The following is a 24,487-nucleotide window of genomic DNA, read 5'->3' as shown; positions in this document are numbered from 1 at the left end:
ATTAAGAGGCCTTAGGCGATTTTCCTTTCCGACGCGCAACAACACGCGTCCTCTGCAATCAGGCTTTTGCGGAACGGCAGGCGGCCATCGTAGGGTGGGCGACTGTATATCTCGCTGTCGACGGTGGGATCGAACTGCGGCTGATACCCGTTGCTCAGATACAGGCCCACCGCTTCGGGCTGGCGAAAGCCGGTGGTTAGATAGAGCCGGCGATATCCCTGCGCCAGCGCCAGCGTTTCCAGCTGCTGCAGCACCCGCTGCGCCAGGCCCTGGCGGCGCAGGTCGCCCCGCGTCCAGATGCGCTTCAGCTCGGCGGTTAGCGCGTCATAGCGTTTGAAGGCGCCCATGGCGATCGGCGCACCGGCGCGCAGCAGCACGATGAAGGCTCCTTGCGGCGGCGCGTACAGATCCAGCGCTTCCGGTTCCTGGTCACCAAAATAGTCGCCGTAGCGCTGACGATATTCGCCGAACAGCCCTTCGATCACCGGGGCGATCAGCGGGTCGGTCGGCAGCGTCTGAATGAAGGTGTCTTGCGTCATCGCGCGCTCCTAATCGCCCTGGCCGGGCGGGTTGATTTCCGACTGCGCAAGGCGTTTGGCGCTCTCGCCCCAGCGGTTGACCATGGCGTTCGCCTGCGGGGTCTTCGGCGCGTGAATAGGGGTTGATAGGCCTGCAAATCGATGCCGGTGCCCGCCTGCGCGGCGCCGGTCAGGCTCGGTAAGGCCGCCACGAGGGCGGCGGTAACGGTTTTCTGCATAGCGGGTATCCCTGAAAGCGATCTTATTATTGGGTGAATCTGTTCAACGGGCGCTTCAGGCCTAGATGTTCACGCAGCGTGTCGCCGTGGTACGCCTGGCGGAACAGGCCACGTTGCTGCAGGACGGGCACCACCCGATCGACGAAGTGGCCGAAGGCGTTGGGCGTACCGCCGCTGATGATGAAACCGTCGGCGGCTTCGCCGTCGAACCAGCGTTGCAGGCCATCCGCCACCGCTTCCGGCGTGCCGCTGAACACCGGGCGCGGCGAGGCGGCTTCCAGCGCCACCTGGCGCAGCGTGAGGTTGCGCTCGCGGGCGCTGCGCTTGATGGCGTCGGTGGTGCTGCGGAAGCTGTTTTGCCCCAGATCGCCGATGTCGGGGAAGGGGGCGTCCAGCGGATGGCGGGCGAAGTCGTAATGCTCGAAGTAGCGGCCGAGGTAGTTGAGGGCATTCTCGATGCTGACCAGGCGGGCGGTCTCCTGGTACTGGCGCTCGACGTCCGCGTCGTCGTCGCCGACGATCACGCTGACGCCCTGGAAGATGCGCAGATCGTCCGGTTCGCGCCCCTGTTCCACCAGCTGCCGCTTCACGTCCTGGTAGAAATCCTGCGCCTGCTCCAGCGTGTCGTGATGGGTGAAGATCGCATCGGCGTGTTGGGCCGCCAGCCGTTTGCCGTCTTCGGAGGCGCCGGCCTGGAACAGGATCGGGCGCCCCTGCGGCGTGCGGCCGATGTTCAGCGGCCCCTGTACCGAGAAGAATTCCCCCTGGTGATTGAGAGTGTGCAGTTTGCCGGCGCGGAAAAATTCGCCGCTGGCCTTATTACGCACGAAGGCGTCGTCTTCCCAGGAGTCCCACAGCCCTTTGGCAACGTCGAGAAACTCGCCGGCGATGCGGTAACGCAGGCTGTGCTCCGGGTGTTCTTTGCGCGAGAAATTTTTGGCCGAGCCTTCCAGCGGCGAGGTCACCACGTTCCAGCCGGCGCGGCCGTTGCTCAGGTGATCGAGGCTGGCGAACTGGCGGGCGACGGTGAACGGATCGCTGTAGGAGGTGGAGAGGGTGCCCACCAGGCCGATTTTATCGGTGGCGGCGGACAACGCGGCCAGCAGGGTGAGCGGTTCGAAACGATTAAGAAAATGCGGAATGGACTTTTCGTTGATATATAGCCCATCGGCGACGAAGACGAAATCGAATTTCCCCTGTTCGGCTTTTTTCGCCGTGGCGATATTAAATTCGAGGTTGATGCTGGCGTCGGCGGTGGCGTCCGGGTGGCGCCAGGCGGACATATTTCCCGATGCACCATGCAGAATGGCGCCCAGCCGCAATTGCCGTTGATTAGTCGCGTTGTCGCTCATCGTGATTATCCTGTCATGCGCCGCAGAGGCGCGCGGTGTCTGATGTGCCCACTATTGATGAGCGGCGGCGGGATGTAAAACAACAAAACAGCATATTCAAATGTTGAAAATTGCAAATATCACGGCGAGCGAAAAAATAATCCCCGACGCGGCATCCTCTGCGTCGGGGAAATACGCTTTACCGTTATTCAGGCGTTGCTGAGGGCTTTTTCCGGCGTGGTGGTTAATTGTTGCAGCGTGCGTTCCGCCAGCAGCGTGAAATATTGCGCGGCGGGGAACAGGGCGCGTTCATCGGGATTGAAACGCGGATGATGCAGGCCGAATTCGCTGGCGGAGCCGATGCTGACGAATACGCCCGGCACATGGTGCAGATACAGCGCGAAATCTTCACCGCCCATCTGCAGTTCCGCCTCTTCGACCCGGTAACCGGCCTCGGCGGCGACGGTTTTGCTGAACGCCGCCCAATGCGGATCATTGATCACCGCCGGCGGCCCCGGCTGCCAGCGGAGTTCGGCCTGCGCGCCCAGCGCGGCGGCAACGCCGTCGATCACCTGGCGAATTTTGTCCGGCACCTGGCGGCGCACCGCGTCGCTGTGGGTGCGCACCGTGCCTTCCAGCTCCACGGTTTGCGGCAGCACGTTCCAGGTATTGCCGCCTTCGATGCGCGTTACGCTCACCACCAGCGATTCCAGCGAGCTGAAGCTGCGGCTGGGCAGCGTCTGCAGTGCGCCGACGATCTGGCTGGCGGTGACGATGGTGTCGACGCCCTGTTCCGGTTTGGCGGCGTGCGCGCCTTTGCCGGTGATGAGGATCTGGAAGCGATCGACGTTGGCGTAGAACGGCCCGGCGCGGGTGGCGAAGGTGCCGGTGGGCAGCTCCGGCGCGTTATGCAGGCCAAATACCGCCGCAACGTTATCCAGCGCGCCAGCGTCGATCAGATGCCGGGCACCGTTGAAGGTCTCTTCCGCCGGCTGGAAGAAGATGCGCACCGTGCCGGGCAGGTCGGCCTCACGCGCTTTGAGCAGGTGTGCGGCGCCGAGCATCACCGAGGTGTGAAAGTCGTGGCCGCAGGCGTGCATCACGCCGCGGTTTTGCGAGCTGAAGGGCACGTCGGCGATTTCGTCGATCGGCAGGGCGTCGATGTCACCGCGCAGCGCGATGATCGGCCCCTTGCCGCTGCCAATCTCCGCCACGACGCCGGTTTTCAGCGCCAACGGCAGCAGGCGAATGCCGGCCTCTTGCAGCCAGCGGGTCAGCCGGGCGGTGGTGGCGAATTCGTGATTGGAAAGCTCCGGGTTTTGGTGCAGCTCACGCCGATAGGCGATGATTTTGTCTGCCAACTGGCTGGTCATAGGCTTGGCTCACAGTGGGAAATAAACCCTAACCCTAGTGCAGCGGCCGCCGAAGCAAAAAGACCATCTGGTTATATTTCATAGCGATTGCGTCTGCATGGGGGCGTCAACGCTGGGGTAAGCGGGCGGGTTTGGCCGTTCGCGCATTGTTCGCCGGCGCGTGGAGAGGATTGACCTGGAACGGGAGCTTATCGCAACCGGTGCAATCCATTTACACCGGGCTACACGGATTTTTTCACTCTTTATCGGATTTCTGTGATCGCGGTGGTGGACAAAATCCTGCCTGCTTGCTGTACTGTAATCGACACAGGTTTTGTGTCTTTCATTCACGTTAAAGGTAAGTTTGATGTCTAAGATTAAAGGTAGCGTTAAGTGGTTTAATGAATCCAAAGGCTTCGGTTTCATTACTCCGGAAGATGGTAGCAAGGACGTTTTCGTTCACTTCTCTGCCATCGTTAGCAACGGTTTCAAAACGCTTGCTGAAGGCCAGCGTGTAGAGTTTGAAATCACGAACGGTGCCAAAGGCCCATCTGCCGCTAACGTTACTGCTATCTAAGCTGCGTAGCTGAATTTCTTAAAACCCGCTCATTGAGCGGGTTTTTTATTGGGCGCGTTATGCCTCGCTGCGGCGGCCTAATAGGCTGAACAGCAGGATAGCGATGGCGTAACAGCCGACGATGGTCAGCGCCATCGACAGGCTTGAAGTGCCGCCCAGCCCGGTGAGCGGCACGGCGCAGGCGCCGAGGGCGAACATGCACACGCCGATCAAGGCCGAGGCGCTGCCCGCTTTGTCCCCCTGGCTTTGCATGGCCAGCGAAGAGGCGGTCGGGCCGACGATGCCGATCACCGCCACCGAAAAGAACAGCGGCACCAGCAACAACACCAGCGGCGCATGCAGCGCGGCGGCCAACAGCAGCAACAGCGACGCGACGGCCGCCAGCGTTAGCCCGCCCCTCAACACCCGACGCTCCCCCCAACGTGAACTGAGGCGGCTGGCCAGCTGCGCCGCAATGATCAGCCCGACGCCGTTAATGGCGAAGCACAGGCTGAACATCTGCGGGCTGAGGCCGTAGATCTGCTGCAAGACGAAAGGCGAGGCGCCGATATAGGCGAACATGCCGGCCATCACGAAGCCTTGCGTCAGGCACAGGCCCATGAAATAGCGCTGGGTCAGCAACCCGCCCAGCGACATCAGCATCGCCAGGATACCGCCCTGGCTACGGCGTTCTACCGGCAGGGATTCGCGCAGCTTCACCGCCGACAGGCTGAACAGCAGCACGGCGATGGCCGCCAGCACGCCGAAGATGCCGCGCCAGTTCATCACCTGCAGCATCACGCCGCCCAGCACTGGCGCGACGATCGGCGCCAGGCCGTTGACCAGCATCAGCAGGGCGAAGAAGCGGGTCAGCTCATGGCCGGCGTACAGATCGCGGGCGATGGCGCGAGAAATCACCGCGCCACCGGCGCCGGCGATGCCCTGCAGCAGACGGGCGATCAGCAACTGGTCGATGGTGGGCGCGAGGGCGCACCACAGCGAAGCGCCCAGCAGCAGGATCAGCGACAGCAACAGCGGGCGCATGCGGCCCAGTTTGTCGCTGTAAGGGCCGAAAATCAGCTGGCCGACGCCCAGGCCTAGCAACCCGGCGGTCAGGCTGAGCTGTGCGGCGGCGGTGGAGGTATTCAGTTCGCCCGCCATTTCCGGCAGGGCGGGCAGATAGAGATCGGTGCACAGCGGCCCCAGCGCGGCCAACAGGCCAAGCACGACGGCGTACACCAGACGTTGTCTGGCTAAGTGTTTGGTCATGGGAGATTAGCGTTTCCTGAACAGGTGAGAAATGGCCTGCTGATACAGCTCGCGCAGCAGGGACGCATCGGCTTTTTGCGTGGTAAGGATGCGGTAACCGGTGCCTTCGCTCATGACGGCGATAAACTCCACCCGGGCGGCGATCTCTTCCGCGCTGAAATCGGGATACAGCCGCTGCAGGTTGTGGCACACGTGGCGAAACAGCCGCGCTTCCGCATCGCTGAGCATTTTGGCTACCACCGGGTTGCGCGTGGCCTCGGCGGTCACTTCCAGCATCAGCATGTGATCGGTTTCGCTCTCGCCCGGCTGCTGAAACAGCGTGCGCGCCGCCAGCGTGCCGGCGATCAGGTTGATGTGATCGCCAAGGTTTTCCAGCCGTTGCATCTTGCTGGCGATGATGCGGTTGACGATCTCTTCGATAATCGCGTCTTTATTGGCGAAATAGCGATAGATTTGCCCGACGCTGAGCTGCGAGCCCTGGGCGATCTCCGCCATGCTGGCGGCGTGGAAGCCGTGGCGGCGGAAGCTGGTTTTCGCCGCTTCGACGATCTGATCGCGGCGGGCCTGCACCTTGGCCTGTTTACTGTCGTTGGGGGAGAGCATCTGCCCGATCCTTTGCTACGCGTGAGCCGGGTTCACATTTCTGGGTGTGAACGTTCATTCTCAATTGTAGTGTAACCGGCGGGAAAGACGCAACATGAACGCGTGCTGCGGGAAAAAGCGCTTAAGCGAACAGGTAGGATTTGATAAAGGCGGCGACGATCAGCACGCACAGCGCAACGGCAATCGCTTCGGCGGCGGTTTTCGGCAGGCTAAACATAGCGGTTTCTCATCCAGTCAGGAGTACTGGATGAGATTATGCGCATGCAAGATTAAGGAAACATTAAGGGCTTAGCGCCCGTTGACCCACATCACCAGCATGAAAGCCAGCAGCGTCATCGCCAGCGAGCCGGCCAGGTTGAGCAGCATGTTGGCCAGCGCCCAGCCGAAGCGGCCATCCTGCATCAGGTATACCACCTCCAGCGAAAAGGTGGAGAAGGTGGTCAGGCCGCCGCAGAACCCGGTGGTGATCAGCAATTTCCAGGTGGGATCCAGATGCGTCATGCGGGTGAAAATCGCCATCGCCAGGCCGATGATAAAACCGCCGATCAGATTGACCATCAGCGTACCGAGCGGAATGTGGGCGTTCAGCGGGTTCATTTTCATGCTTACCGCCCAGCGCAAAACGCTGCCGACGCCGCCGCCGATAAATACGGCCAGTAAAGAGCTCAACATGGGGCAACTCCCTTTCAATCAGAGAAATTCACGGGGTTCGGAAAGGGACAGGCGTAACGCTACGCGCCTCTCTCCGAGAGGTTACGTAGACATCATCAGCCTGTGAAGGCGGTTAGGGAGGAATGTCATCTCCAGCGTGCCGCACGGCCTTTTTCGCCGCACCGGATGGATGTTACACCTAACGCCGCCTATTTTGTAGTATCGACAATCTGCGAGGTCACCCCATGAAAATCAGAACGGCGCGCCTGAGCGATCGCCGAATTAATGACGGCGCTGGATTATCCCGGCACCGAGGCGCTGCTGGTGGCGGTGGAAAGCGAGCGGGCGCATGCGTTTTACCGGCGTGAAGGCTTTGTCGAAGCGCCGAAGTATTTTGCCAAGTTATTAAACCAGTCAGTTAGTCGCCCGTCGGCGCCGCCGTTTCCAGCCGGTTGCGGCCATTTTGCTTCGCCCGGTAAAGCGCGCCGTCGGCCGCTTTCAGCCAGTCCAGATAACCGCCCAGCGCGGGGTGGTAGTTGGCGATGCCGGCGCTGATCTGCAGCCGCAGCTGTGGCGCCTCTTTGAAGATGACGGCGTCCAGCCGCTGCTGGATGCGCCGCAGGACGGTTACCGCCTGTTCGGCGCTGGTGTTCGGCAGCACCGCGCCAAACTCGTCGCCGCCGTAGCGCCCGACGATATCCACGTTGCGCAAGCCAATCAGCAGCTCTTCCGCCAGCGCCGCCAGGGCCTCATCCCCCAGCGCATGACCGAAAGTATCGTTGATGGTTTTGAAACGATCGATATCCATCAGGATCAGCGTGGCGTTGTCCTGGTAGCGGCGGCAGCTGTCGAACTGGCGATGCAGCAGGTGCTCCCAGTGGCGGCGGTTGTACAAGCCGGTCAGCCCATCGCGGGTGCTGATGCGTTGCAGCTCCTGTTTCTTTTCCGCCAGCCGCTTGGCGGTGCGGTAGGTCACCAGCCCGAGCAGCGTCGGGTACAGGTAGATCATCGGCAGGCACAGATAGATTTGCAGCGGCGTGCTGTGCGGTTGAAACGGGAAGCCGAGCAGCGCGCCGGTCAGCACCGCCGTGGCCAATTGAATCGCCAACCCTTTGACAAACAGCGCTTTGCCGGCGGAAGCGATGTTGTTCATGCTCATCATCGACAGGATGACGATCGCCGGCAGCGCATTGAACGCCATCATCGCGGCCCAGAAGCCACCGAAGGCGGAGTCGATCAGCAGGTTGCGGATCTCGGCTTTGAACGGATCTTTGGCGCGGCGGGCCAGGTGGTAGGCAAGATGCGGCCAGAGAAAGCCGTGAAAGGCCAGCAATAGCCAGACCGCCGTGGGCGGAGCCAAGGGGTAGAGCGTGGCGCAGACGCAGATAAAGCCGAGTCCCAGGCCGGCGACGCGGGGCAGATAGGTGCGTTTGGCGAAGCTGAGGCCGGATTTTCGGGCATCGAAAATGGGTGGAGCAATATACATCCGGCATCTCCCTGATAAGTATCACGGCAGCGTATCATGCGGGCGATAAACTAAGAATAGTCTGGAATCCGTGCCGTGCGGCCGTGTGGCATTCCTGCGACGGATCTCACTCTGTTACATGTTGCGGTTGTGCGAGCCGAAGGAAAGTCGCTAAATATTCGCAGGCAAGGTCAGTTTTTCTCGCTGTTCACGCAGCGCTCTATGATAAGAAGGTGAGTATGGAAGGTATCAGCATTACCAAACTTCTGGTGATTGCGGTGTTGGTGATTTTACTGTTCGGCACCAGCAAACTGCGCACGCTCGGCGCCGATCTTGGCGCGGCGCTGAAAGGCTTTAAAAAAGCCGTGGGCGACGACAGCACGCCGCCGGCCGCCGGCAACAACGCCGCCGAAAGCCAGTCCGCTCAGCAGAGCGTCGAAAAGAAAGACGTTTAACCCCGCCTGGTGGCGCGCAATAAAAAACGGATGCCTTGCGGACATCCGTTTTTTGGCGTTTCCGCCGTCTTTAGCGTAACAAACTATTACGCGTTATTTCACTTCCATCCCTTTGGCCTGCAGATCGGCGTGGTAAGACGAACGCACGAACGGGCCGCAGGCGGCGTGGGTGAAGCCCATCGCCATCGCTTCTTCTTTCATCTCATCGAACTCGGCCGGGCTGACGTAGCGCTGCACCGGCAGGTGGTGACGGCTCGGCTGCAGGTATTGCCCCAGCGTCAGCATGGTCACGCCGTGACGGCGCAGATCGCGCATCACTTCGACGATTTCCGCGTTGGTTTCGCCCAGGCCGACCATCAGGCCGGATTTGGTCGGGATATCCGGGTGCGCTTCTTTAAAGCGCTCCAGCAGCTTCAGCGACCACTCGTAGTTGGCGCCCGGGCGCACCTGGCGATATACGCGCGGCACGTTTTCCAGGTTGTGGTTGAATACGTCCGGCGGCGTGGCGGTGAGGATTTCCAGCGCGCGATCCATACGGCCGCGGAAGTCCGGCACCAGCGTTTCAATTTTGATGTTCGGGCTCTTGGCGCGGATGGCCGAGATGCAGTCGGCAAAGTGTTGAGCGCCGCCGTCGCGCAGATCGTCGCGGTCAACCGAGGTGATCACCACATAACGCAGCGCCATGTCGGCGATGGTTTGCGCCAGCTTTTCCGGCTCGTTGGCGTCCGGCGCGATCGGGCGGCCGTGGGCCACGTCGCAGAACGGGCAGCGGCGGGTACAGATGGCGCCGAGGATCATGAAGGTGGCAGTGCCGTGGTTGAAACACTCGGACAGGTTAGGGCACGAAGCTTCCTCACAGACGGAGTGCAGGCCGTTTTTACGCATCGCGGCTTTGATGCCCTGAATGCGCGTTGAGTCGGCAGGCAGTTTGATCTTCATCCACTCGGGTTTACGCAACAGCTCCTGCCGTTCGGTGACCACCGTTTTGACCGGGATCAGCGCCATTTTGTCAGCATCGCGGTATTTGACGCCGCGTTCCATCTGAATTGGTTTACTCATAATCGTGCAGGTTCCAGTTACGAAGCTCGACCGTCTGGTAGCCGAGTAAATGAACAAATTCCTGTACCAGGATTGGGTGTATGTCTTCAATGCCAACGCCGGGCGCCAGCGCGCTGACCTGCGTCATCTGCATGCCGGCGTAACCGCAAGGGTTGATGCGTTGGAAGGGGCTGAGATCCATCGCCACATTCAGGGCCAGGCCGTGGAATGAGCTGCCTTTGCGGATCCGCAAACCCAACGAACAGATTTTCTGCTCCCCCACGTACACGCCCGGCGCATCCGGACGGGCGCGCGATTCGAGGCGGAAGTGGGCGAGGGTGTTGATAACCGTATCTTCTATCGCCGTGACCAATTGGCGTACGCCGACCTTGTTGCGTTTCAGATCGACCATCACGTACATCACCTGCTGGCCCGGCCCGTGGTAGGTCACCTGGCCGCCGCGATCGCTCTGAATCACCGGGATATCGCCGGGCATCAGCACATGCTCGGCTTTGCCGGCCTGGCCCTGGGTGAACACCGGGTGATGCTGCACCAGCCACAGCTCGTCCGGCGTGGTCTCGGTACGACTGTCGGTGAAGTTATGCATGGCTTGGGATACAGGCGCGTAGGGCTGCAACCCCAGCTGACGCAAAATGATCTTGTCTGGTTGCAAAAGAGTCATCGTCAGGTTACAGAAGTGGTAAAGCCATTATACCGGGCGCTCCGGTCTGCGGCCAGCCTTTCGCTGACCAAAAATGCGCAACCCGGGAAGACGCTGCGCCATCCCGGGTTGATAAGCAGGGGTTTATGCTGGAATTACAGCACCATGCGAACAATTTCAATGTTACCCAACTCTTCGTACAGGGTTTCGACCTGCTCGATGTGAGTGGCGTTGATGGTGATGGAGACCGAGTGGTAGTTGCCTTTGCTGCTCGGCTTGACCTGCGGGTTGTAGTCGCCCGGCGCATGGCGCTGCACCACTTCAACTACCTGGTCAACCAGCTCAGGCTGCGCCAGGCCCATCACCTTGTAGGTAAACGGGCAAGGGAATTCGAGCAGTTCGTTCAGTTTAGTTTTTTGCATGTGCGTGCGCTCCAGAGTGCTAGCTAATCTATAAAGTATAACTCCCGCCGGGGCGGGAGTTAGTGTTATTCACTATATGGGGCCAATTTCGCCCGTTTCAACCGTTAACCGAACCAGTGGTGGAACATCAGTTTGATGTAGTCCACGATGCGGCTGAAGAAACCGCCTTCTTTCACTTCGTTCATCACCACCAGCGGACGCTGGTCGATGGTTTTGCCGTCCAGCTGGAAGTTGATGCTGCCGACCACCTGGTTTTTCGCCAGCGGCGCGTGAATTTCCGGCGTGTTCAGCACATAGCTGGCCTTCAGATCTTTCATGCGGCCGCGCGGGATGGTCAGGTAGACGTCTTTGTCCACGCCCAGCTCAACGCGGTCGGCATCGCCGAACCAGACCGGCTCGGAAGCGAACTCTTTACCGACCTTCAGCGGCGCCACGGTTTCGAAGAAGCGGAAGCCCCAGGTCAGCAGTTTCTTGCTCTCGGCTTCGCGGCCTTTGTAGGTGCGCCCGCCCATCACGGCGGAGATCAGGCGCATCTGGCCTTCGGTCGCCGAAGCCACCAGGTTGTAACCCGCCGCGTCGGTGTGGCCGGTTTTGATGCCGTCGACGTTCAGGCTGTTATCCCACAGCAGACCGTTGCGGTTCATCTGGCGGATATTGTTGAAGGTGAACTCTTTTTCTTTGTAAATCGCGTACTCGTCCGGCACGTCGCGGATCAGCGCCTGGCCGATCAGCGCCATGTCGCGCGCCGAGCTGTACTGGCCCTGGGCATCAAGGCCGTGTACCGTCTGGAAGTGGGTGTTCTGCAGGCCCAGCTTGCTGACGTAGGTGTTCATCAGGTTAACGAACGCGTCCTGGCTGCCGGCGACGTAGTCGGCCATCGCCACGCAGGCGTCGTTACCGGATTGCAGGTTGATGCCGCGGGTCAGCTTGGAGACCGGCACGCGATCGCCCGGCTTCAGGAACATCAGCGAGGAGCCTTTGAACACCGGGTTGCCGGTCGCCCAGGCGTCCTGACCGACGGTCACCAGATCGTCCTGGCCGATTTTACCCGCTTTCAGCGCCTGGCCGATGACGTAGCTGGTCATCATTTTGGTCAGGCTGGCCGGATCGCGACGCGCGTCGGCGTTCATCTCGGCCAGCACCTTGCCGGAGTTGTAATCAATCAGGATGTACGCTTCCGCATCGATCTGCGGGACACCTGGGATCATGGTTTTGATGTTAACGTCATCGGCATGTGCAACGGAGGCTGCGCTCATTGCGATAACGGTGCCGAGTGCGATGCTTTTGATTAAGCGAAAAGAAGTTACTTGTTTCATGATCGGGACTACAACATCCGTGAAAGTAAAGTTAAAAAACGAGCCACACTATAGCAGATGCGATCCCGGCAGGCATTATCCATTCATCTGACTAATTGCGGTTAAAGACCTTTTAGCTGCAAGAAAATGTTTCAGCTAAATAACCGCTTATCAGCCGCGAATGCCCGCCGGGCATAACGCTTAGGGTGCAGCAGTAACGAAAGACTGTTGTTGCGCTTCGCTGGCCAGGCGTTGCTGCAGCTGGGCCGCCTGCTGACGGCTGCTGAATGGGCCGAGCTGGACGCGATAAACGTTGCCGTTGGCTGCCACTTTGCCCGGCACGCCAAACTGTTGGCTCAGGCTTTGCTGCCAGCTCTGGGCGCGCTCGGCGCTGCTCAGCGCACCGACCTGCACCACGTAACCGCCGGAGGAAGAAGCGGCCGCCATACCGGCCGCCGCAGCGCCGGCCGCAACCGGAGCGGCCACGGCGGCGGCTTCAGGTTCGGAACCTTCCAGTACGCCGGCCGGTACTGCGCTTGGCGCGCCGAGGAAACCGCTGCGGCCGTTGCCGGCGTTTGCCGGAGCGCCATCGTCGGTGCGCAGGGTGCTGTTATCGATCGGGCGCACCGCCGCGCCGCCGGCGACCGGCACGTCCTGTTGGATCGGGGTGCCCATGCCGCTGGCGCCGAGATCCGGGCGTGCCGGCAGGGCGTAACTCTGTTTCGCCACGATGGTGCCGATGGTGCCCGGGCCGCTCAGTGTGCCGTCCGGCGCCACGTTGATGAAATCGACTTTGACCTTGGTGTTGTTGGACAGGTTGAGGCGGTCGGCGGCGGCTTTCGACAGATCGATGATGCGGCCCTTGGTGTATGGCCCGCGATCGTTGACGCGCACCACCAGCTGACGGCCGTTGGCCAGGTTGGTGACGCGCACATAGCTTGGGATTGGCAGCGTTGGGTGCGCCGCGGTCAGGCCGTTGGGATCGAACTGCTCACCCAGCGCCGTGGTGTTGCCGTTGGCCTCTTCGCCATACCAGGACGCCAGGCCGGTCTGCGAGAAGTTCTGCGGATCTTTTACGATGCGGTAAGTATCGCCATTAACCTTATAATCCTGCATGTTGTTAGGGTTATAGGGTTCATATTGAGGCTCGACGCCACCGATTTCCACCACCGGGCCGTTGTACGGCTGCTGTGGCGCCTGCTGTTCCGTGGTCGGGGCGGTACAGGCGGAGAGCAACACCGCCGCGACGCCGATCCAAAGCCATTCCTTACGCATTACTCACCTCTTATAAACTTTTAGACAGCATTTTCCGATGCGTGTGGATCGACATGATGATGCCGAAACCGGCCATCAACACTATCAGCGCCGAACCCCCGTAACTGACCAGAGGCAAAGGTACGCCAACTACCGGCAAAATGCCACTGACCATACCGATGTTAACAAAGACATAAACGAACAAAATCAGCATCAAGCCGCCAACCATCACGCGGCCGAAGGTGGTTTGCGCCTTGGCGGCGATCATCAGCCCGCGAATGATCACCAGCAGGTAGAGCGCCAGCAGCACCAATACCCCGATCAGCCCCAGCTCTTCGGCCAACACGGCGAAGATAAAGTCGGTATGGCGCTCCGGCAGAAACTCCAGCTGCGACTGGGTGCCGTGCAGCCAGCCCTTGCCGGACAGGCCGCCGGAGCCGATGGCGATCTTCGACTGAATGATGTGGTAGCCGGCGCCGAGCGGGTCGCTTTCCGGATCGAGCAGCATCATTACGCGGTCGCGTTGATAACCGTGCATCAGGAAGAACCACAGCACCGGGATAAAGGCCGCCAGCGCGACGGCGGCGACGGCGATCAGTTTCCAGCTCATGCCCGACAGGAACAGCACGAACAACCCGGAGGCGGCGATCAGGATCGAGGTGCCCAGATCCGGCTGCGCGGCCACCAGCAGCGTCGGTAGGAAGATCAGCACCAGCGCGATGGCGGTGTTTTTCAGCGAAGGCGGGCAGACGTCGCGGTTCATAAAGCGCGCCACCATCAGCGGCACGGCGATCTTGGCGATTTCCGACGGCTGGAAGCGCACCACGCCGAGATCCAGCCAGCGCTGCGCGCCTTTACTGATCTGCCCGAAGGCGTCTACCAGGATCAGCAAAATCACGCAGAAGATATAGAGATAGGGCGCCCAGCTTTCGTACACGCGCGGCGGGATTTGCGCCATGACGGCCATCACGATCAGCCCCATGACGATCTGCCCGATCTTGCGCTCCATCATGCCGATGTCCTGGCCGCTGGCGCTCCACATCACGAAGGCGCTGTAGACCAGCAGGGCCAGGATCAGCAGCAGGAACGTCGGGTCGATGTGGATTTTGGTCCAGATCGAGCCTTTTTGTTGGCTTTCAGTCATGTTCTACCTTAGTCACCTTCTACGCCAGGCGGCAGCGGGGCCTCGCTTGGCAATTGCGTATTGTTGTCGCCCAGCATGATATGGTCGAGGATCTGGCGGGTGATGGTGCCCACCGCCGGACCGGAGCCGCCGTTTTCCAGAATGATGGCGACCGACACCGTCGGGTTGTTGAACGGCGCGAAGGCGGTCATCAGCTTGTGATCGCGCAGGTGCTCCGCCAGTTTGTGGGCGTTGTAGGTTTCGTAGCCGAATACCTGTGCGGTACCCGATTTCGCCGCGGCTTTATAAGGTGCGTCCGCAAAGTACTTGCGCGCCGTCCCGTTCGGACGGTTGGCCACCCCGTACATGCCGTCTTTGGCGATTTCCCAGAAGCCGGAGTGAATATCGCCGATCTGCGTGCTCTCTTCCTGTTTGAACGGCACCAGCGCGCCGTTGACGCGGGTGCTCTGCAGCAGGTGCGGCGTTTTGACGGTGCCGTCGTTGATCAGGGTGTTCAGCGCCTTGGCCATCTGGATCGGCGTGGCGGTCCAGTAGCCCTGGCCGATGCCCACCGGAATGGTGTCGCCCTGATACCACGGTTTTTTATAGCGTTTCAGCTTCCATTCGCGCGTCGGCATCAGGCCGGAACGCTCTTCGGCCAGATCGATGCCGGTGTACTGGCCGTAACCGAATTTGGTCAGCCAGCTCGACAGCCGATCGATCCCCATGTCATAGGCGACCTGATAGAAGTAGGTATCCGCGGACTCTTCCAGCGCCTTGGTGACGTTCAGCCGGCCGTGGCCCCATTTTTTCCAGTCGCGGAAGCGTTTTTCCGAGCCGGGCAGCTGCCACCAACCGGGATCGAACACCACGGTGTTCTTGGTGATCACGCCGGCGCTGAGTGCCGACACTGCGATATAAGGTTTCACCGTCGACGCGGGCGGGTAAACCCCCTGCGTGGCGCGGTTGATCAGCGGGCGATTCGGATCGTTCAGCAACCCCTGATAATCCTTGCTGGAAATGCCGTCCACGAACAGGTTCGGATCGTAGCTCGGGTTGGACACCATCGCCAGGATGGCGCCGGTGCGCGGATCGCTCACCACCACCGCGGCGCGGCTGCCCACCAGCAGCTGCTCGATGTAGCGCTGCAGCTCAAGATCGAGCGTCAGGTAGACGTCCTGACCGGCGGAAGGCGGCTGCTCGTGCAATTGGCGGATTACCCGGCCGCGGTTGTTGACTTCAACCTCTTCGTAACCGGTTTTGCCGTGCAGCGTGTCTTCGTAATAGCGTTCGATGCCCAGTTTGCCGATATCGTGGGTGGCGGCGTAGTTGGCCAGTTTGCCGTCTTTGTCCAGGCGTTCGACGTCGCGGTCGTTGATCTTCGACACGTAGCCGGTGACGTGGGTGAGGGCGGAGCCGTAAGGATAGTAGCGGCGCTGGTAACCTTTCACTTCCACGCCGGGGAAGCGGAACTGATTGACCGCAAAGCGGGCGACCTGCACCTCGGTCAGCGCGGTTTTCACCGGAATGGAGACGAAGCGGCGCGAACGCTTGCGCTCTTTTTCGAAATTGGTGATGTCGTCGTCGGTCAGATCGACCACCGTGCGCAGCGCCTGCAGCGTGGCCTTGAGATCGTCGACCTTCTCCGGCATCAGTTCCAGCTGATAAATGGTGCGGTTGAGCGCCAGCGGGGTGCCGTTGCGATCGTAGATAATGCCGCGGCTGGGCGCGATGGGCACCAGCTTGATGCGGTTTTCGTTGGAGCGGGTGCGGTAATCCTCGACGCGGAGCACTTGCAGATTATACAGGTTGGCGATCAGGATGCCGGACAGCACCAGGATGCCCAGAAACGCCACCAGGGCGCGGCGTACAAACAGGGCGGATTCAGCCGTATAGTCGCGAAAAGGGTTACGTTCTATTTTCATCCCGCTGCTTTATTTCACTCTGTCACGGTCACCACCGGCTATTCCCGGTGGTAAGGATGATTTGTAGTAATACTCCAGGCGCGGTAGAGGCTTTCGGCCACCAGGACGCGCACCAAAGGATGCGGCAGCGTCAGCGGAGACAGTGACCAGCTCTGCTCGGCAGCGGCTTTGCAGGCGGGCGCCAGCCCTTCCGGGCCGCCGATCAGCAAGCTGACGTTGCGGCCATCCTGCTTCCAGCGTTCAAGCTGCTGCGCCAGCTGCGGCGTTTCCCACGGCGTGCCTGGGATATCCAGCGTAACGATGCGGTTGCCTTTGCCCACCGCCGCCAGCATCTGTTCGCCTTCCTTGTCCAGAATGCGCTTGATGTCGGCGTTTTTGCCGCGTTTGCCCGCCGGGATCTCGGTCAGCTCAAACGGCATATCTTTGGGAAAGCGGTGCAGGTAATCCATAAAGCCGGTTTGCACCCAGTCTGGCATTTTGGTGCCGACCGCCACCAATTGCAGTTTCACCGCTTAGCTCCAGAGTTTTTCCAGCTCGTACAGGCGACGGCTCTCTTCCTGCATCACGTGCACGATCACTTCGCCCAGATCGACCACGATCCAGTCGGAGGCTTCCTGGCCTTTCATGCCGTACAGCTCCATGCCCGCGGCACGGGATTCCTGCACCACGTGGCTGGCGATCGACATCACGTGGCGAGTCGAGGTGCCGGTGCAGATGATCATGCAATCGGTGATGCTGGATTTACCCTGGACGTCCAGAGCGATAATGTCTTGGCCTTTCAGATCATCGATTTTATCGATGACGAAATCTTGGAGCGCTTTACCTTGCAAAGGTTCCCCCTCGGGTGTGTTCTGTTCAGTCGGCTGCGGCGGGCAAAATGCGCGCGCCGCGGCGTAACCGGATAATGGTTTCGGCAGGCTGCCGCTGAAAGCCAGCTAACTGGTGACTGCCCGGCCAGCTAAGGTTTCCGGGGTTTTCAGCGGATACCTGAAAAATAGCGGCGCAGTATATCACGCACCTTTCGCTAGCGATATAAACCCTGCAACTCGATATAGCGCTGCACCGGGCGTGGCAGCAGGTCGTCGCAGTTGAGGCCCTGATGGCGGCGCTGACGGATCTCGGTGGCGGAAATTTCCAGCTCCGGCGTATCGGCCAAATAGATATGGCCGTGCGGGCGACGGCTGAGCAGCGCCGGGTCGGCGGTGCGATGGCGTTCCAGCCACTGCTGCAGTTCCGGCGTGTCCATGCGATCGTTATAGCCCGGGCGCGCCAGCACCAGCAGATGACACACGTCCAGCAGCGCCTGCCAGCGGTACCACTTATGCAGCGTCAGCAGTGAGTCCTGACCAATGATAAACGCCAGCGGCTGGGCGGCGCCACGCTCTTTACGAATCGTTTCCAACGTCTCGATGGTGTAGGAGGGGGTGGTGCGGTGCAGTTCGCGATCGTCGACGGCAAACAGCGGATTGCCGGCGATCGCCAGCTCGACCATCTTCAGGCGCTGCTGCGCATTGGCCTCCGGCTGCGGGCGGTGCGGCGGCACGTGGTTAGGCAGCAGCGTGACGCGATTCAGGCCCACTTCGGCGGCCAACGCTTCCACCGGCCGCAGGTGGCCGTAGTGGATCGGGTCAAAGGTGCCGCCGAACAGCGCGTGCAAAACGGTGGGGTGTTCCGGGTTAGTGGGCATCGGTAAAACTCGTGGCCAGGGGTTTGCCGCACAGCAGCATCGACAGGGTTTCCAGTTCCGGCCAGACCGACTGGCCATAGTCCTGCTTGAGGGTCAGCTCGATTTGCGTCAGCAGCTGTACCGCCTGCTGCAGCTGGGGGCCGGACAGGCGTTGCAGCGCCTGGGTCACCAGCGGGCGGCGGTTCTGCCAGACCTTGTGCTGATCGAACAGCGTGCGCAGCGGCGCGGAAGCCATGCGGCGCTGCAGCGTCAGCAACAGCAGCAGTTCGCGCTGCAGGGTGCGCAGCAGGATCACCGGCTCCACGTCTTCTTGCTGCAGCTGCTGCAAAATATGCCAGGCGCGCTTGCTCTTGCCGGCCAGCAGGGCGTCCAGCCAGTGGAACGGCGTGAAGTGGGCGGCGTCGTTCACCGCCTGTTCGACGCGCGGCAGCGTGAGCTTGCCGTCCGGGTGCAGCAGCGACAGCCGCTCCAGCGCCTGCGACAGCGCCAGCAGGTTGCCTTCATAGCAGTAGCACAGCAGCTGATTGGCGGCGTCGTCCAACTCCAGCTTCATCGCCTTGGCGCGCGTGGCGACCCAGCGCGGCAGCTGCGCCTGTTCCGGCGTCTGGCAACTGACGAGGGCGCCGTGCGGGCTGAGCGCCTTGAACCAGGCGCTGTTTTCCTGCGCTTTGGTGAGGCGCGGGCCGCGCAGGATCAGCAGGATATCCTCGTGCAGCAGCGTGGCGAGCTTGGTCAGCTGTTCGCCGATCGGCGCCGTCGGGCCGTTTTCGGGGAAGATCAGCAGCAGCGTCTGGCGGCTGGCGAAAAGGCTCATCGCCTGGCAGATGCCGAAGATGGCGTCCCAGTCGGTATGGGCGTCGAGGGAAATGCTGTAGTGCTCGCTGAACTGCTGCTGTTGCGCGGCCTGCCGGAGCAAATCCTGGCTCTCCTGCAGCAGCAGCGGTTCATTGCCGCTCAATAAATAACAAGCGCGCAGCCCCTCTCGGAGCTGCGCGGCAAGTTGTTCCGGATAAATGCGGATCATTGTGCGGTTTGGCTTGCCGCTCGTTCACCGGCGGCAGCGGCTTTCTGCCGGTTATCTTCTTCCGCCGCATGCACGGCCAGCAGTTTGCGCACCAGCTGTTGCGCCGCCTGCTCACGCATTTCCTGGCGAATGATCTCCTGTTCGGAGTCCTTGGCCAGCGCGGTCAACGGGTTGTCGAAGAAGGAACGGAACACTTTCACCGACAGCGGATACAGGTCATGGCCCGGGATCAGCACCTGCGCCTGCACGGTCAGCACCATCTGGTACTCGGCGGTTTTACCGTCCTGGAAGATCGAAGCGGTATCCTGGCTTTCCGTCGCGCCGACGATGCGCAGGGAAGGCACGTCTTTACGCTTCGGATCGCTGACGATAGTCACGTCGTTCAGACGCAGCTGTTCGCGCACCGAGCGCGTCAACGGGCCGTAAGGGTCAGCGCTGTCCAGGATCAGCGTTTTCATTTCATTAGGCACCTGCGTGGTGCCGCGCAGGTGAAAACCGCAGCCGGCGGTGACCAGCACCGCCAACCCCAGCAACAGCGTCAGAATGCGTTGTCGCACAATTCCTCCTTGTGTTAACCCACAACCAGGTTAAGCAGTTTGCCCGGAACGTAGATCACTTTGCGAATCGTGACGCCGTCCAGATATTTAGCCACCAGATGCTCTTCGGCAGCGCGCGCGCGCACCTGCTCTTCGGTCGCATCGGCGGATACGGTGATTTTAGCGCGAACCTTGCCGTTCACCTGCACCACCACCAGTTTGGAGTCTTCGACCATCGCCTGCTCGTCGGCAACCGGCCATGGCGCAGTGTCCACGTCGCCTTCGCCGCCCAGCGCCTGCCACAGCGTGAAGCATACGTGCGGAGTGAACGGATACAGCATGCGAACCACGGCCAGCAGCGCTTCCTGCAGCAGCGCGCGATCCTGCTCGCTCTCCTGCGGTGCGCGGGCCAGCTTGTTCATCAGCTCCATCACGGCGGCGATCGCGGTGTTGAAGGTCTGACGGCGGCCGATGTCATCGGTCACCTTGGCGATGGTTTTGTGCAGATCGCGGCGCAGCGCTTTCTGATCTTCGTTCAGCGCCGCTACGTCGAGTGGCTGCACCGCGCCTTTTTCCACGTGATCGTAGGCCAGTTTCCACACGCGTTTCAGGAAGCGGTTAGCCCCTTCCACGCCGGATTCCTGCCACTCCAGCGTCATTTCTGCCGGTGAAGCGAACATCATGAACAGACGCACAGTGTCCGCGCCGTATTTTTCCACCATCTCCTGCGGGTCGATGCCGTTGTTTTTCGACTTCGACATTTTGCTCATGCCAGCATAGACCAGTTCACGGCCTTGCGGATCGGTGGCCTTGATGATGCGGCCCTTGTCGTCGCGCTCGACGGTGGCGTCAACCGGGGACACCCAGACGCGCTCGCCGCTGTTGCCGGTGTAGTAGAAGGCGTCGGCCAACACCATGCCCTGACACAGCAGGCGCTTGGCCGGCTCGTCGGAATCCACCAGGCCCGCATCGCGCATCAGCTTGTGGAAGAAGCGGAAGTACATCAGGTGCATGATGGCGTGTTCGATGCCGCCGATATATTGATCGACCGGCAGCCAGTAGTTGGCGGCGGCCGGATCCAGCATGCCTTGGTCATACTGCGGGCAGGTGTAGCGCGCGTAGTACCAGGAAGACTCCATAAAGGTGTCGAAAGTATCGGTTTCACGCAGCGCCGGCTGGCCGTCGACGGTGGTCTTCGCCCACTCAGGATCGGCCTTGATCGGGCTGGTGATGCCGTCCATGACCACGTCTTCCGGCAGGATCACCGGCAACTGGTCTTCCGGCGTCGGCATGACGGTGCCGTCTTCCAGCGTCACCATCGGGATTGGCGCGCCCCAGTAACGCTGACGGGAAACGCCCCAGTCGCGCAGACGGTAGTTGACCTTGCGCTGGCCTACGCCCTTGGCGACCAGTTTGTCGGCGATGGCGTTGAAGCCCGCTTCATTGTCCAGGCCGTCGAACTCGCCGGAGTTGAACAGCGCGCCTTTGTCGGTCATCGCTTCGGCGCTCACGTCAGGCTGGCTGCCGTCGAGGTTCAGGATCACCGGTTTGATCGGCAAATCGTATTTGGTGGCGAATTCCCAGTCGCGCTGGTCGTGCGCCGGTACCGCCATCACGGCGCCGGTGCCGTATTCCATCAGCACGAAGTTGGCGACCCACACCGGCAGCTTCTCGCCGCTCAGCGGGTGGACAACGAACAGGCCGGTCGGCATGCCTTTCTTCTCCATCGTCGCCATTTCGGCTTCGGCAACTTTGGTGTTGCGGCATTCGTCGATGAAGTCGGTCAGCGCCGGGTTGTTGCGCGCGCCCTGTTGCGCCAGCGGGTGGCCCGCGGCGACCGCCACGTAGGTGGCGCCCATGAAGGTGTCGGGACGGGTGGTGTAAACCGTCAGCTTCTCTTCGCTGTCCGCCACGTCGAAGGTGATTTCCACGCCTTCGGAGCGGCCAATCCAGTTGCGCTGCATGGTTTTCACCTGCTCCGGCCAGCTTTCAAGCGTGTCCAGATCGTTCAGCAGCTGATCGGCGTAGGCGGTGATTTTGATGAACCACTGCGGGATCTCTTTACGCTCGACCTTGGTGTCGCAGCGCCAGCAGCAGCCGTCGATAACCTGTTCGTTGGCCAGCACGGTCAGATCGTGCGGGCACCAGTTCACCGCCGAGGTCTTCTTGTAGACCAGGCCTTTTTCATACAGCTTGGTGAAGAACCACTGTTCCCAGCGGTAGTATTCCGGCTGGCAGGTGGCGATTTCGCGATCCCAGTCGTAGCCGAAGCCCAGCAGTTTCAGCTGGTTCTTCATGTATTCGATGTTGTCGTAGGTCCACGGGGCCGGTGCGGTGTTGTTTTTCACCGCCGCGCCTTCCGCCGGCAGGCCGAACGCATCCCAGCCGATCGGCTGCAGCACGTTTTTGCCCAGCATGCGCTGATAGCGCGAGATCACGTCGCCGATAGTGTAGTTACGAACGTGGCCCATGTGCAGTCGGCCGGACGGGTAAGGCAGCATGGATAGGCAGTAGTACTTTTCCTTGCTGTCGTCTTCGGTAACTTTGAAAGTCTGCTTCTCTTGCCAGTGAAGCTGTACGTTCGATTCTATGTCTTCTGGACGGTATTGCTCTTGCATGGCGGCCGGTGGTCCTGTAGGTGTAAACCGTTGCCCCGGTCAGAGGCAACGCAATGAACATTTAGTATTCGTAGATCCGCATAGCATAGCTGATAAGGCCTCCCGGCAACAACTCCAAGCGCCTGACTCGGCGCATTTAAAAAAAGCGTCGTCATGACGCGGCTCACAACCTGCGGATCCCGCGTCTTGCCAAGTGACATCAGTCATTTACGGCTAAAATAAGAACAAGTAGCTTAGGGGTATCCCTACAGCCAAGTCCGGCGCAGCGTTTATCGAGGAGAGTCTATGAACAAGGTTGCTCAGTATTACCGCGAATTGGTGGCATCGCTGACCGAACGCCTGAAAAACGGTGAACGCGATATCGACGAACTGGTGGCCAGCGCGGAGCGGCGGTTGAACGAGGCCGAGGATCTGACCCGCGATGAGGTGCGGCAGGTGACGCAGGCGGTGCGGCGCGATCTGGAAGAGTTCGCCCGCAGCTATCAGGAGAGCCGGGACGAGTTTACCGACAGCGTGTTTATGCGGGTGATCAAAGAGAGCCTGTGGCAGGAACTGGCGGATATCACCGACAAAACCCAGCTGGAGTGGCGCGAGGTGTTCAAGGATGTCAGCCACCACGGCGTTTACCACAGCGGTGAAGTGGTGGGGCTGGGCAATCTGGTGTGCGAGCAGTGTCACTACCACCTGGCGTTCTACACGCCGGAGGTGCTGCCGCTGTGCCCGAAATGCGGCCACGACCAGTTCCAGCGGCGGCCGTTTGAACCTTGATGGCGCTCCCCGGCAGGGCGGGGAACGCTAAGGCCGGCGTTTAGCGGAACAGTTTCTTCAGCAGGTTGCTGAGGAAACCGCCGCTGACGGTAGCCGGGGCGGCTTGCGCCTGCGCCGGTGCGCTGGCCGGTACGGCGACGCCGGCCGGGATTTTCTGCGCGACCGCGATGCGGCTGTCCTGGGCGGCTTTCTCCGCCGCTTCCGGGCCGTAGGCGAAGCCTTCCGCCAGCACGAATTCAACGTCGGTGATGCCGATAAAGCCCAGGAACAGCTTCACGTACGGCGTGATCAGATCCGTCGGCGTGTCGGCGTGGATGCCGCCGCGGCTGGAGATGACGATCGCTTTCTTGCCTGTTACCAGCCCTTCGGCGCCGGCGGAAGTATAGCGGAACGTCTGACCGGCGCGGGCAATCAGATCGAAGTAGATCTTCAGCTGCGTCGGGATGTTGAAGTTGTACATCGGGGCGCTGATGATCAGCGTGTCGTGCGACTTCAGCTCGGCAATCAGCTCATCGGACAGCGCCAGGGTGCTTTGCTGGTGCGGCGTCAGCGGTTTATCGCCGGCGGTAAAACCGGCCATCACTTCACCATCCAGCTCCGGCAGCGTCGGGTTGGCCAAATCGCGCACGGTGAACCTGTCTTCAGGGTGAGTTTCACGCCATTGTTCAACAAAAAAATCGACTAATTTTCCAGACTGGGAATATTCACCCAGAATACTTGATTTCAGGACCAGTACGCGGCTCATTGGCTTATCTCCAGGCGAAGTCTAATCGGTGACGATGTCAGTCGGTGTAAACGCATGGTAGAGGCAAGCCAGGAACAGTGATAGCGCAAAAATTCGCTGAGTTAAATCAAAAAAATTGAACTAGGGGCGCAAATGCGCCCCGATGGGATCAATAACGCGCTACGCGCTCGGCCAGCAGATCGATAAAGCCTTCGCGGTTGATGCCGGTCAGCACTTCCACGTTGGCCGCGTTGCCGGTTTGCTGGAAATAGTCCACCACCGTCATGCCGGCGGTGTATTCCCCCTTGGTTTCTACCCCCACCCAGCGCTCTACGCCGGTAAACAGCTGCGGTGCCAGCAGCCAGGCGATGGTGCAGGGATCGTGCATCGCCGCGCCGGGCAGGCCGCGCGGGTGGCTGAGATACAGCGGCAGGTAAAAATCGAGCATCTCCGCGACCGCCTGCGCGACCGGATTGGCTATCTGCCGAATGCGTTCGATATCCTGCGGCAACACCAGCGCCTGATGGGTGACGTTCAGGCCGGCCATGGTCAGCGGCACGCCGGATTTCAGCACCATTTCGGCGGCTTCGGGATCGACGAAGATGTTGAACTCCGCGACCGGCGTGGTATTGCCGGCGTTCATGCCGCCGCCCATAAATACGATGCGTTCGATGCGGCTTTTCAGCTCGGCATGCTGGGCCAACAGCAGGGCGATATTGGTCATCGGGCCGGTCACCACCAGGGTTATCGGGTGCGGGCTGGCGCGCAGCAGGTCGGCGATCAGCTCGATGGCGCCGCGGGGATCGGGTTTGAGGGTCGGCGTCGGCAGGTGGGTGTTGCCCATGCCGGTTTTGCCGATCGCCTGTTGCTTGTTGGCCCAGGCCGCCAGCCGGGTGTTTTCCGCCCCTTGTTCGATGGTGGCGATATCCTGCAGGCGGATCGCCGCGCCGTTCTGATAGGCGACGATCAGCTG

At 60.9% G+C, this 24,487-nt stretch carries 25 protein-coding genes and 1 riboswitch; of the genes, 3 read left to right on the top strand and 22 right to left on the bottom strand.

What is annotated here, in order from left to right:
• Positions 1 to 11 precede the first annotated feature (11 nt).
• The 3 genes from ACJ8IN_RS08710 to ACJ8IN_RS08700 all read right to left on the bottom strand — a co-directional run bounded on the left by ACJ8IN_RS08710 (position 12) and on the right by ACJ8IN_RS08700 (position 3,461).
• A complete protein-coding gene (locus ACJ8IN_RS08710) occupies positions 12 to 539 on the bottom strand; it encodes a GNAT family N-acetyltransferase (RefSeq protein ID WP_033653215.1) in 528 nt (175 codons plus the stop codon).
• A gap of 244 nt (positions 540 to 783) precedes the next feature.
• Positions 784 to 2,109 (bottom strand): LLM class flavin-dependent oxidoreductase, encoded by a 1,326-nt coding sequence (locus ACJ8IN_RS08705; RefSeq protein ID WP_047568926.1) that lies wholly within the window; start codon positions 2,107 to 2,109, stop codon positions 784 to 786.
• 188 nt (positions 2,110 to 2,297) lie between these two features.
• The gene (locus ACJ8IN_RS08700; protein ID WP_130042473.1) at positions 2,298 to 3,461 is read right to left on the bottom strand and encodes a M20 peptidase aminoacylase family protein; all 1,164 of its coding nucleotides are present in this window, start codon (positions 3,459 to 3,461) and stop codon (positions 2,298 to 2,300) included.
• Positions 3,462 to 3,807: 346 nt separating this feature from the next.
• Here ACJ8IN_RS08700 and cspE point away from each other — a divergent pair, with 346 nt between their 5' ends.
• Positions 3,808 to 4,017, top strand: coding sequence for a transcription antiterminator/RNA stability regulator CspE (gene cspE, locus ACJ8IN_RS08695; RefSeq protein ID WP_004940030.1), 210 nt, complete (start codon positions 3,808 to 3,810; stop codon positions 4,015 to 4,017).
• Between the two features lie 57 nt (positions 4,018 to 4,074).
• On the opposite strand, the gene ACJ8IN_RS08690 is transcribed toward cspE, so the two are convergent.
• From ACJ8IN_RS08690 to ACJ8IN_RS08675, 4 genes are all read right to left on the bottom strand, one after another.
• Positions 4,075 to 5,265, bottom strand: a complete 1,191-nt coding sequence (locus tag ACJ8IN_RS08690) for a multidrug effflux MFS transporter (protein WP_308325516.1) — start codon at positions 5,263 to 5,265, stop codon at positions 4,075 to 4,077.
• A 6-nt stretch (positions 5,266 to 5,271) separates the two neighbouring features.
• The gene (locus ACJ8IN_RS08685) at positions 5,272 to 5,868 is read right to left on the bottom strand and encodes a TetR/AcrR family transcriptional regulator (protein WP_033637421.1); all 597 of its coding nucleotides are present in this window, start codon (positions 5,866 to 5,868) and stop codon (positions 5,272 to 5,274) included.
• A gap of 288 nt (positions 5,869 to 6,156) precedes the next feature.
• The gene (gene crcB, locus ACJ8IN_RS08680) at positions 6,157 to 6,540 is read right to left on the bottom strand and encodes a fluoride efflux transporter CrcB (protein WP_004940022.1); all 384 of its coding nucleotides are present in this window, start codon (positions 6,538 to 6,540) and stop codon (positions 6,157 to 6,159) included.
• Positions 6,541 to 6,619: 79 nt separating this feature from the next.
• Positions 6,620 to 6,682, bottom strand: a riboswitch (Fluoride riboswitch).
• 255 nt (positions 6,683 to 6,937) lie between these two features.
• Entirely contained in the window at positions 6,938 to 8,005 is a 1,068-nt protein-coding gene (locus tag ACJ8IN_RS08675; protein WP_308325517.1) for a diguanylate cyclase, read from the bottom strand.
• 218 nt (positions 8,006 to 8,223) lie between these two features.
• Here ACJ8IN_RS08675 and tatA point away from each other — a divergent pair, with 218 nt between their 5' ends.
• Entirely contained in the window at positions 8,224 to 8,439 is a 216-nt protein-coding gene (gene tatA, locus ACJ8IN_RS08670) for a Sec-independent protein translocase subunit TatA (protein ID WP_004940019.1), read from the top strand.
• Positions 8,440 to 8,532: 93 nt separating this feature from the next.
• Here the strand turns inward: tatA and lipA are convergent, their stop codons facing one another.
• The 13 genes from lipA to leuS all read right to left on the bottom strand — a co-directional run bounded on the left by lipA (position 8,533) and on the right by leuS (position 22,022).
• Entirely contained in the window at positions 8,533 to 9,498 is a 966-nt protein-coding gene (gene lipA / locus ACJ8IN_RS08665; protein ID WP_025301835.1) for a lipoyl synthase, read from the bottom strand.
• A complete protein-coding gene (gene lipB / locus ACJ8IN_RS08660) occupies positions 9,491 to 10,159 on the bottom strand; it encodes a lipoyl(octanoyl) transferase LipB (protein WP_033637424.1) in 669 nt (222 codons plus the stop codon). Before lipB ends, lipA begins: the two co-directional genes overlap by 8 nt.
• A gap of 134 nt (positions 10,160 to 10,293) precedes the next feature.
• The gene (gene ybeD / locus ACJ8IN_RS08655; RefSeq protein ID WP_033637425.1) at positions 10,294 to 10,560 is read right to left on the bottom strand and encodes a DUF493 family protein YbeD; all 267 of its coding nucleotides are present in this window, start codon (positions 10,558 to 10,560) and stop codon (positions 10,294 to 10,296) included.
• 104 nt (positions 10,561 to 10,664) lie between these two features.
• A complete protein-coding gene (gene dacA / locus ACJ8IN_RS08650; RefSeq protein WP_033637426.1) occupies positions 10,665 to 11,876 on the bottom strand; it encodes a D-alanyl-D-alanine carboxypeptidase DacA in 1,212 nt (403 codons plus the stop codon).
• A gap of 180 nt (positions 11,877 to 12,056) precedes the next feature.
• Positions 12,057 to 13,130, bottom strand: coding sequence for an endolytic peptidoglycan transglycosylase RlpA (rlpA, locus tag ACJ8IN_RS08645; protein ID WP_041033851.1), 1,074 nt, complete (start codon positions 13,128 to 13,130; stop codon positions 12,057 to 12,059).
• A 10-nt stretch (positions 13,131 to 13,140) separates the two neighbouring features.
• The gene (gene mrdB, locus ACJ8IN_RS08640) at positions 13,141 to 14,253 is read right to left on the bottom strand and encodes a peptidoglycan glycosyltransferase MrdB (RefSeq protein WP_004940006.1); all 1,113 of its coding nucleotides are present in this window, start codon (positions 14,251 to 14,253) and stop codon (positions 13,141 to 13,143) included.
• 8 nt (positions 14,254 to 14,261) lie between these two features.
• Positions 14,262 to 16,157: a peptidoglycan DD-transpeptidase MrdA gene (gene mrdA, locus ACJ8IN_RS08635; RefSeq protein WP_033637428.1), complete on the bottom strand. Its 1,896-nt coding sequence runs from the start codon at positions 16,155 to 16,157 to the stop codon at positions 14,262 to 14,264.
• A gap of 38 nt (positions 16,158 to 16,195) precedes the next feature.
• Positions 16,196 to 16,666: a 23S rRNA (pseudouridine(1915)-N(3))-methyltransferase RlmH gene (rlmH, locus tag ACJ8IN_RS08630; RefSeq protein ID WP_004940002.1), complete on the bottom strand. Its 471-nt coding sequence runs from the start codon at positions 16,664 to 16,666 to the stop codon at positions 16,196 to 16,198.
• A gap of 3 nt (positions 16,667 to 16,669) precedes the next feature.
• Positions 16,670 to 16,987, bottom strand: a complete 318-nt coding sequence (rsfS, locus tag ACJ8IN_RS08625; protein WP_016928774.1) for a ribosome silencing factor — start codon at positions 16,985 to 16,987, stop codon at positions 16,670 to 16,672.
• Between the two features lie 194 nt (positions 16,988 to 17,181).
• Positions 17,182 to 17,844 carry a nicotinate-nucleotide adenylyltransferase gene (gene nadD / locus ACJ8IN_RS08620; protein ID WP_060421795.1) on the bottom strand — a complete coding sequence of 221 codons (663 nt, stop codon included), beginning with the start codon at positions 17,842 to 17,844 and terminating at the stop codon, positions 17,182 to 17,184.
• Positions 17,834 to 18,868 carry a DNA polymerase III subunit delta gene (gene holA, locus ACJ8IN_RS08615; protein WP_033647201.1) on the bottom strand — a complete coding sequence of 345 codons (1,035 nt, stop codon included), beginning with the start codon at positions 18,866 to 18,868 and terminating at the stop codon, positions 17,834 to 17,836. Before holA ends, nadD begins: the two co-directional genes overlap by 11 nt.
• Positions 18,865 to 19,425: an LPS assembly lipoprotein LptE gene (gene lptE / locus ACJ8IN_RS08610; RefSeq protein WP_033637431.1), complete on the bottom strand. Its 561-nt coding sequence runs from the start codon at positions 19,423 to 19,425 to the stop codon at positions 18,865 to 18,867. The genes holA and lptE overlap by 4 nt, the downstream gene beginning before the upstream one ends.
• Positions 19,426 to 19,439: 14 nt before the next feature.
• A complete protein-coding gene (gene leuS, locus ACJ8IN_RS08605) occupies positions 19,440 to 22,022 on the bottom strand; it encodes a leucine--tRNA ligase (RefSeq protein WP_033637432.1) in 2,583 nt (860 codons plus the stop codon).
• A 285-nt stretch (positions 22,023 to 22,307) separates the two neighbouring features.
• Between leuS and ACJ8IN_RS08600 the strand changes: the two genes are divergently transcribed.
• Positions 22,308 to 22,790 (top strand): zinc ribbon-containing protein, encoded by a 483-nt coding sequence (locus ACJ8IN_RS08600; RefSeq protein WP_025301844.1) that lies wholly within the window; start codon positions 22,308 to 22,310, stop codon positions 22,788 to 22,790.
• Positions 22,791 to 22,830: 40 nt separating this feature from the next.
• Here ACJ8IN_RS08600 and ACJ8IN_RS08595 read toward each other — a convergent pair whose 3' ends face one another.
• Complete coding sequence (locus ACJ8IN_RS08595; protein ID WP_033647198.1) at positions 22,831 to 23,535, bottom strand: FMN-dependent NADH-azoreductase; 705 nt, start codon at positions 23,533 to 23,535, stop codon at positions 22,831 to 22,833.
• A gap of 148 nt (positions 23,536 to 23,683) precedes the next feature.
• Positions 23,684 to 24,487, bottom strand: an 804-nt coding sequence (locus ACJ8IN_RS08590) for a nucleoside hydrolase (RefSeq protein WP_442519495.1), incomplete at its 5' end; no start/stop codon positions are given.

The organism is Serratia sp. CY31944, from assembly GCF_052169175.1.
Taxonomy (GTDB): domain Bacteria; phylum Pseudomonadota; class Gammaproteobacteria; order Enterobacterales; family Enterobacteriaceae; genus Serratia; species Serratia sarumanii.
This window is presented reverse-complemented; position numbering and strand designations above follow the sequence as displayed.

Excerpts from the sequence above, each read along its gene's own strand:
- ACJ8IN_RS08700 (WP_130042473.1), bottom strand. The coding sequence starts at position 3,461 with ATGACCAGCCAGTTGGCAGACAAAATCATCGCCTATCGGCGTGAGCTG.
- lipB (WP_033637424.1), bottom strand. The coding sequence starts at position 10,159 with ATGACTCTTTTGCAACCAGACAAGATCATTTTGCGTCAGCTGGGGTTG.
- ACJ8IN_RS08690 (WP_308325516.1), bottom strand. The coding sequence starts at position 5,265 with ATGACCAAACACTTAGCCAGACAACGTCTGGTGTACGCCGTCGTGCTT.
- tatA (WP_004940019.1), top strand. The coding sequence starts at position 8,224 with ATGGAAGGTATCAGCATTACCAAACTTCTGGTGATTGCGGTGTTGGTG.
- ybeD (WP_033637425.1), bottom strand. The coding sequence starts at position 10,560 with ATGCAAAAAACTAAACTGAACGAACTGCTCGAATTCCCTTGCCCGTTT.
- ACJ8IN_RS08675 (WP_308325517.1), bottom strand. The coding sequence starts at position 8,005 with ATGTATATTGCTCCACCCATTTTCGATGCCCGAAAATCCGGCCTCAGC.
- ACJ8IN_RS08705 (WP_047568926.1), bottom strand. The coding sequence starts at position 2,109 with ATGAGCGACAACGCGACTAATCAACGGCAATTGCGGCTGGGCGCCATT.
- dacA (WP_033637426.1), bottom strand. The coding sequence starts at position 11,876 with ATGAAACAAGTAACTTCTTTTCGCTTAATCAAAAGCATCGCACTCGGC.
- ACJ8IN_RS08595 (WP_033647198.1), bottom strand. The coding sequence starts at position 23,535 with ATGAGCCGCGTACTGGTCCTGAAATCAAGTATTCTGGGTGAATATTCC.
- ACJ8IN_RS08600 (WP_025301844.1), top strand. The coding sequence starts at position 22,308 with ATGAACAAGGTTGCTCAGTATTACCGCGAATTGGTGGCATCGCTGACC.
- holA (WP_033647201.1), bottom strand. The coding sequence starts at position 18,868 with ATGATCCGCATTTATCCGGAACAACTTGCCGCGCAGCTCCGAGAGGGG.
- mrdA (WP_033637428.1), bottom strand. The coding sequence starts at position 16,157 with ATGAAAATAGAACGTAACCCTTTTCGCGACTATACGGCTGAATCCGCC.
- cspE (WP_004940030.1), top strand. The coding sequence starts at position 3,808 with ATGTCTAAGATTAAAGGTAGCGTTAAGTGGTTTAATGAATCCAAAGGC.
- rlpA (WP_041033851.1), bottom strand. The coding sequence starts at position 13,130 with ATGCGTAAGGAATGGCTTTGGATCGGCGTCGCGGCGGTGTTGCTCTCC.
- ACJ8IN_RS08710 (WP_033653215.1), bottom strand. The coding sequence starts at position 539 with ATGACGCAAGACACCTTCATTCAGACGCTGCCGACCGACCCGCTGATC.
- ACJ8IN_RS08685 (WP_033637421.1), bottom strand. The coding sequence starts at position 5,868 with ATGCTCTCCCCCAACGACAGTAAACAGGCCAAGGTGCAGGCCCGCCGC.
- lipA (WP_025301835.1), bottom strand. The coding sequence starts at position 9,498 with ATGAGTAAACCAATTCAGATGGAACGCGGCGTCAAATACCGCGATGCT.
- mrdB (WP_004940006.1), bottom strand. The coding sequence starts at position 14,253 with ATGACTGAAAGCCAACAAAAAGGCTCGATCTGGACCAAAATCCACATC.
- nadD (WP_060421795.1), bottom strand. The coding sequence starts at position 17,844 with ATGCCCACTAACCCGGAACACCCCACCGTTTTGCACGCGCTGTTCGGC.
- leuS (WP_033637432.1), bottom strand. The coding sequence starts at position 22,022 with ATGCAAGAGCAATACCGTCCAGAAGACATAGAATCGAACGTACAGCTT.
- crcB (WP_004940022.1), bottom strand. The coding sequence starts at position 6,540 with ATGTTGAGCTCTTTACTGGCCGTATTTATCGGCGGCGGCGTCGGCAGC.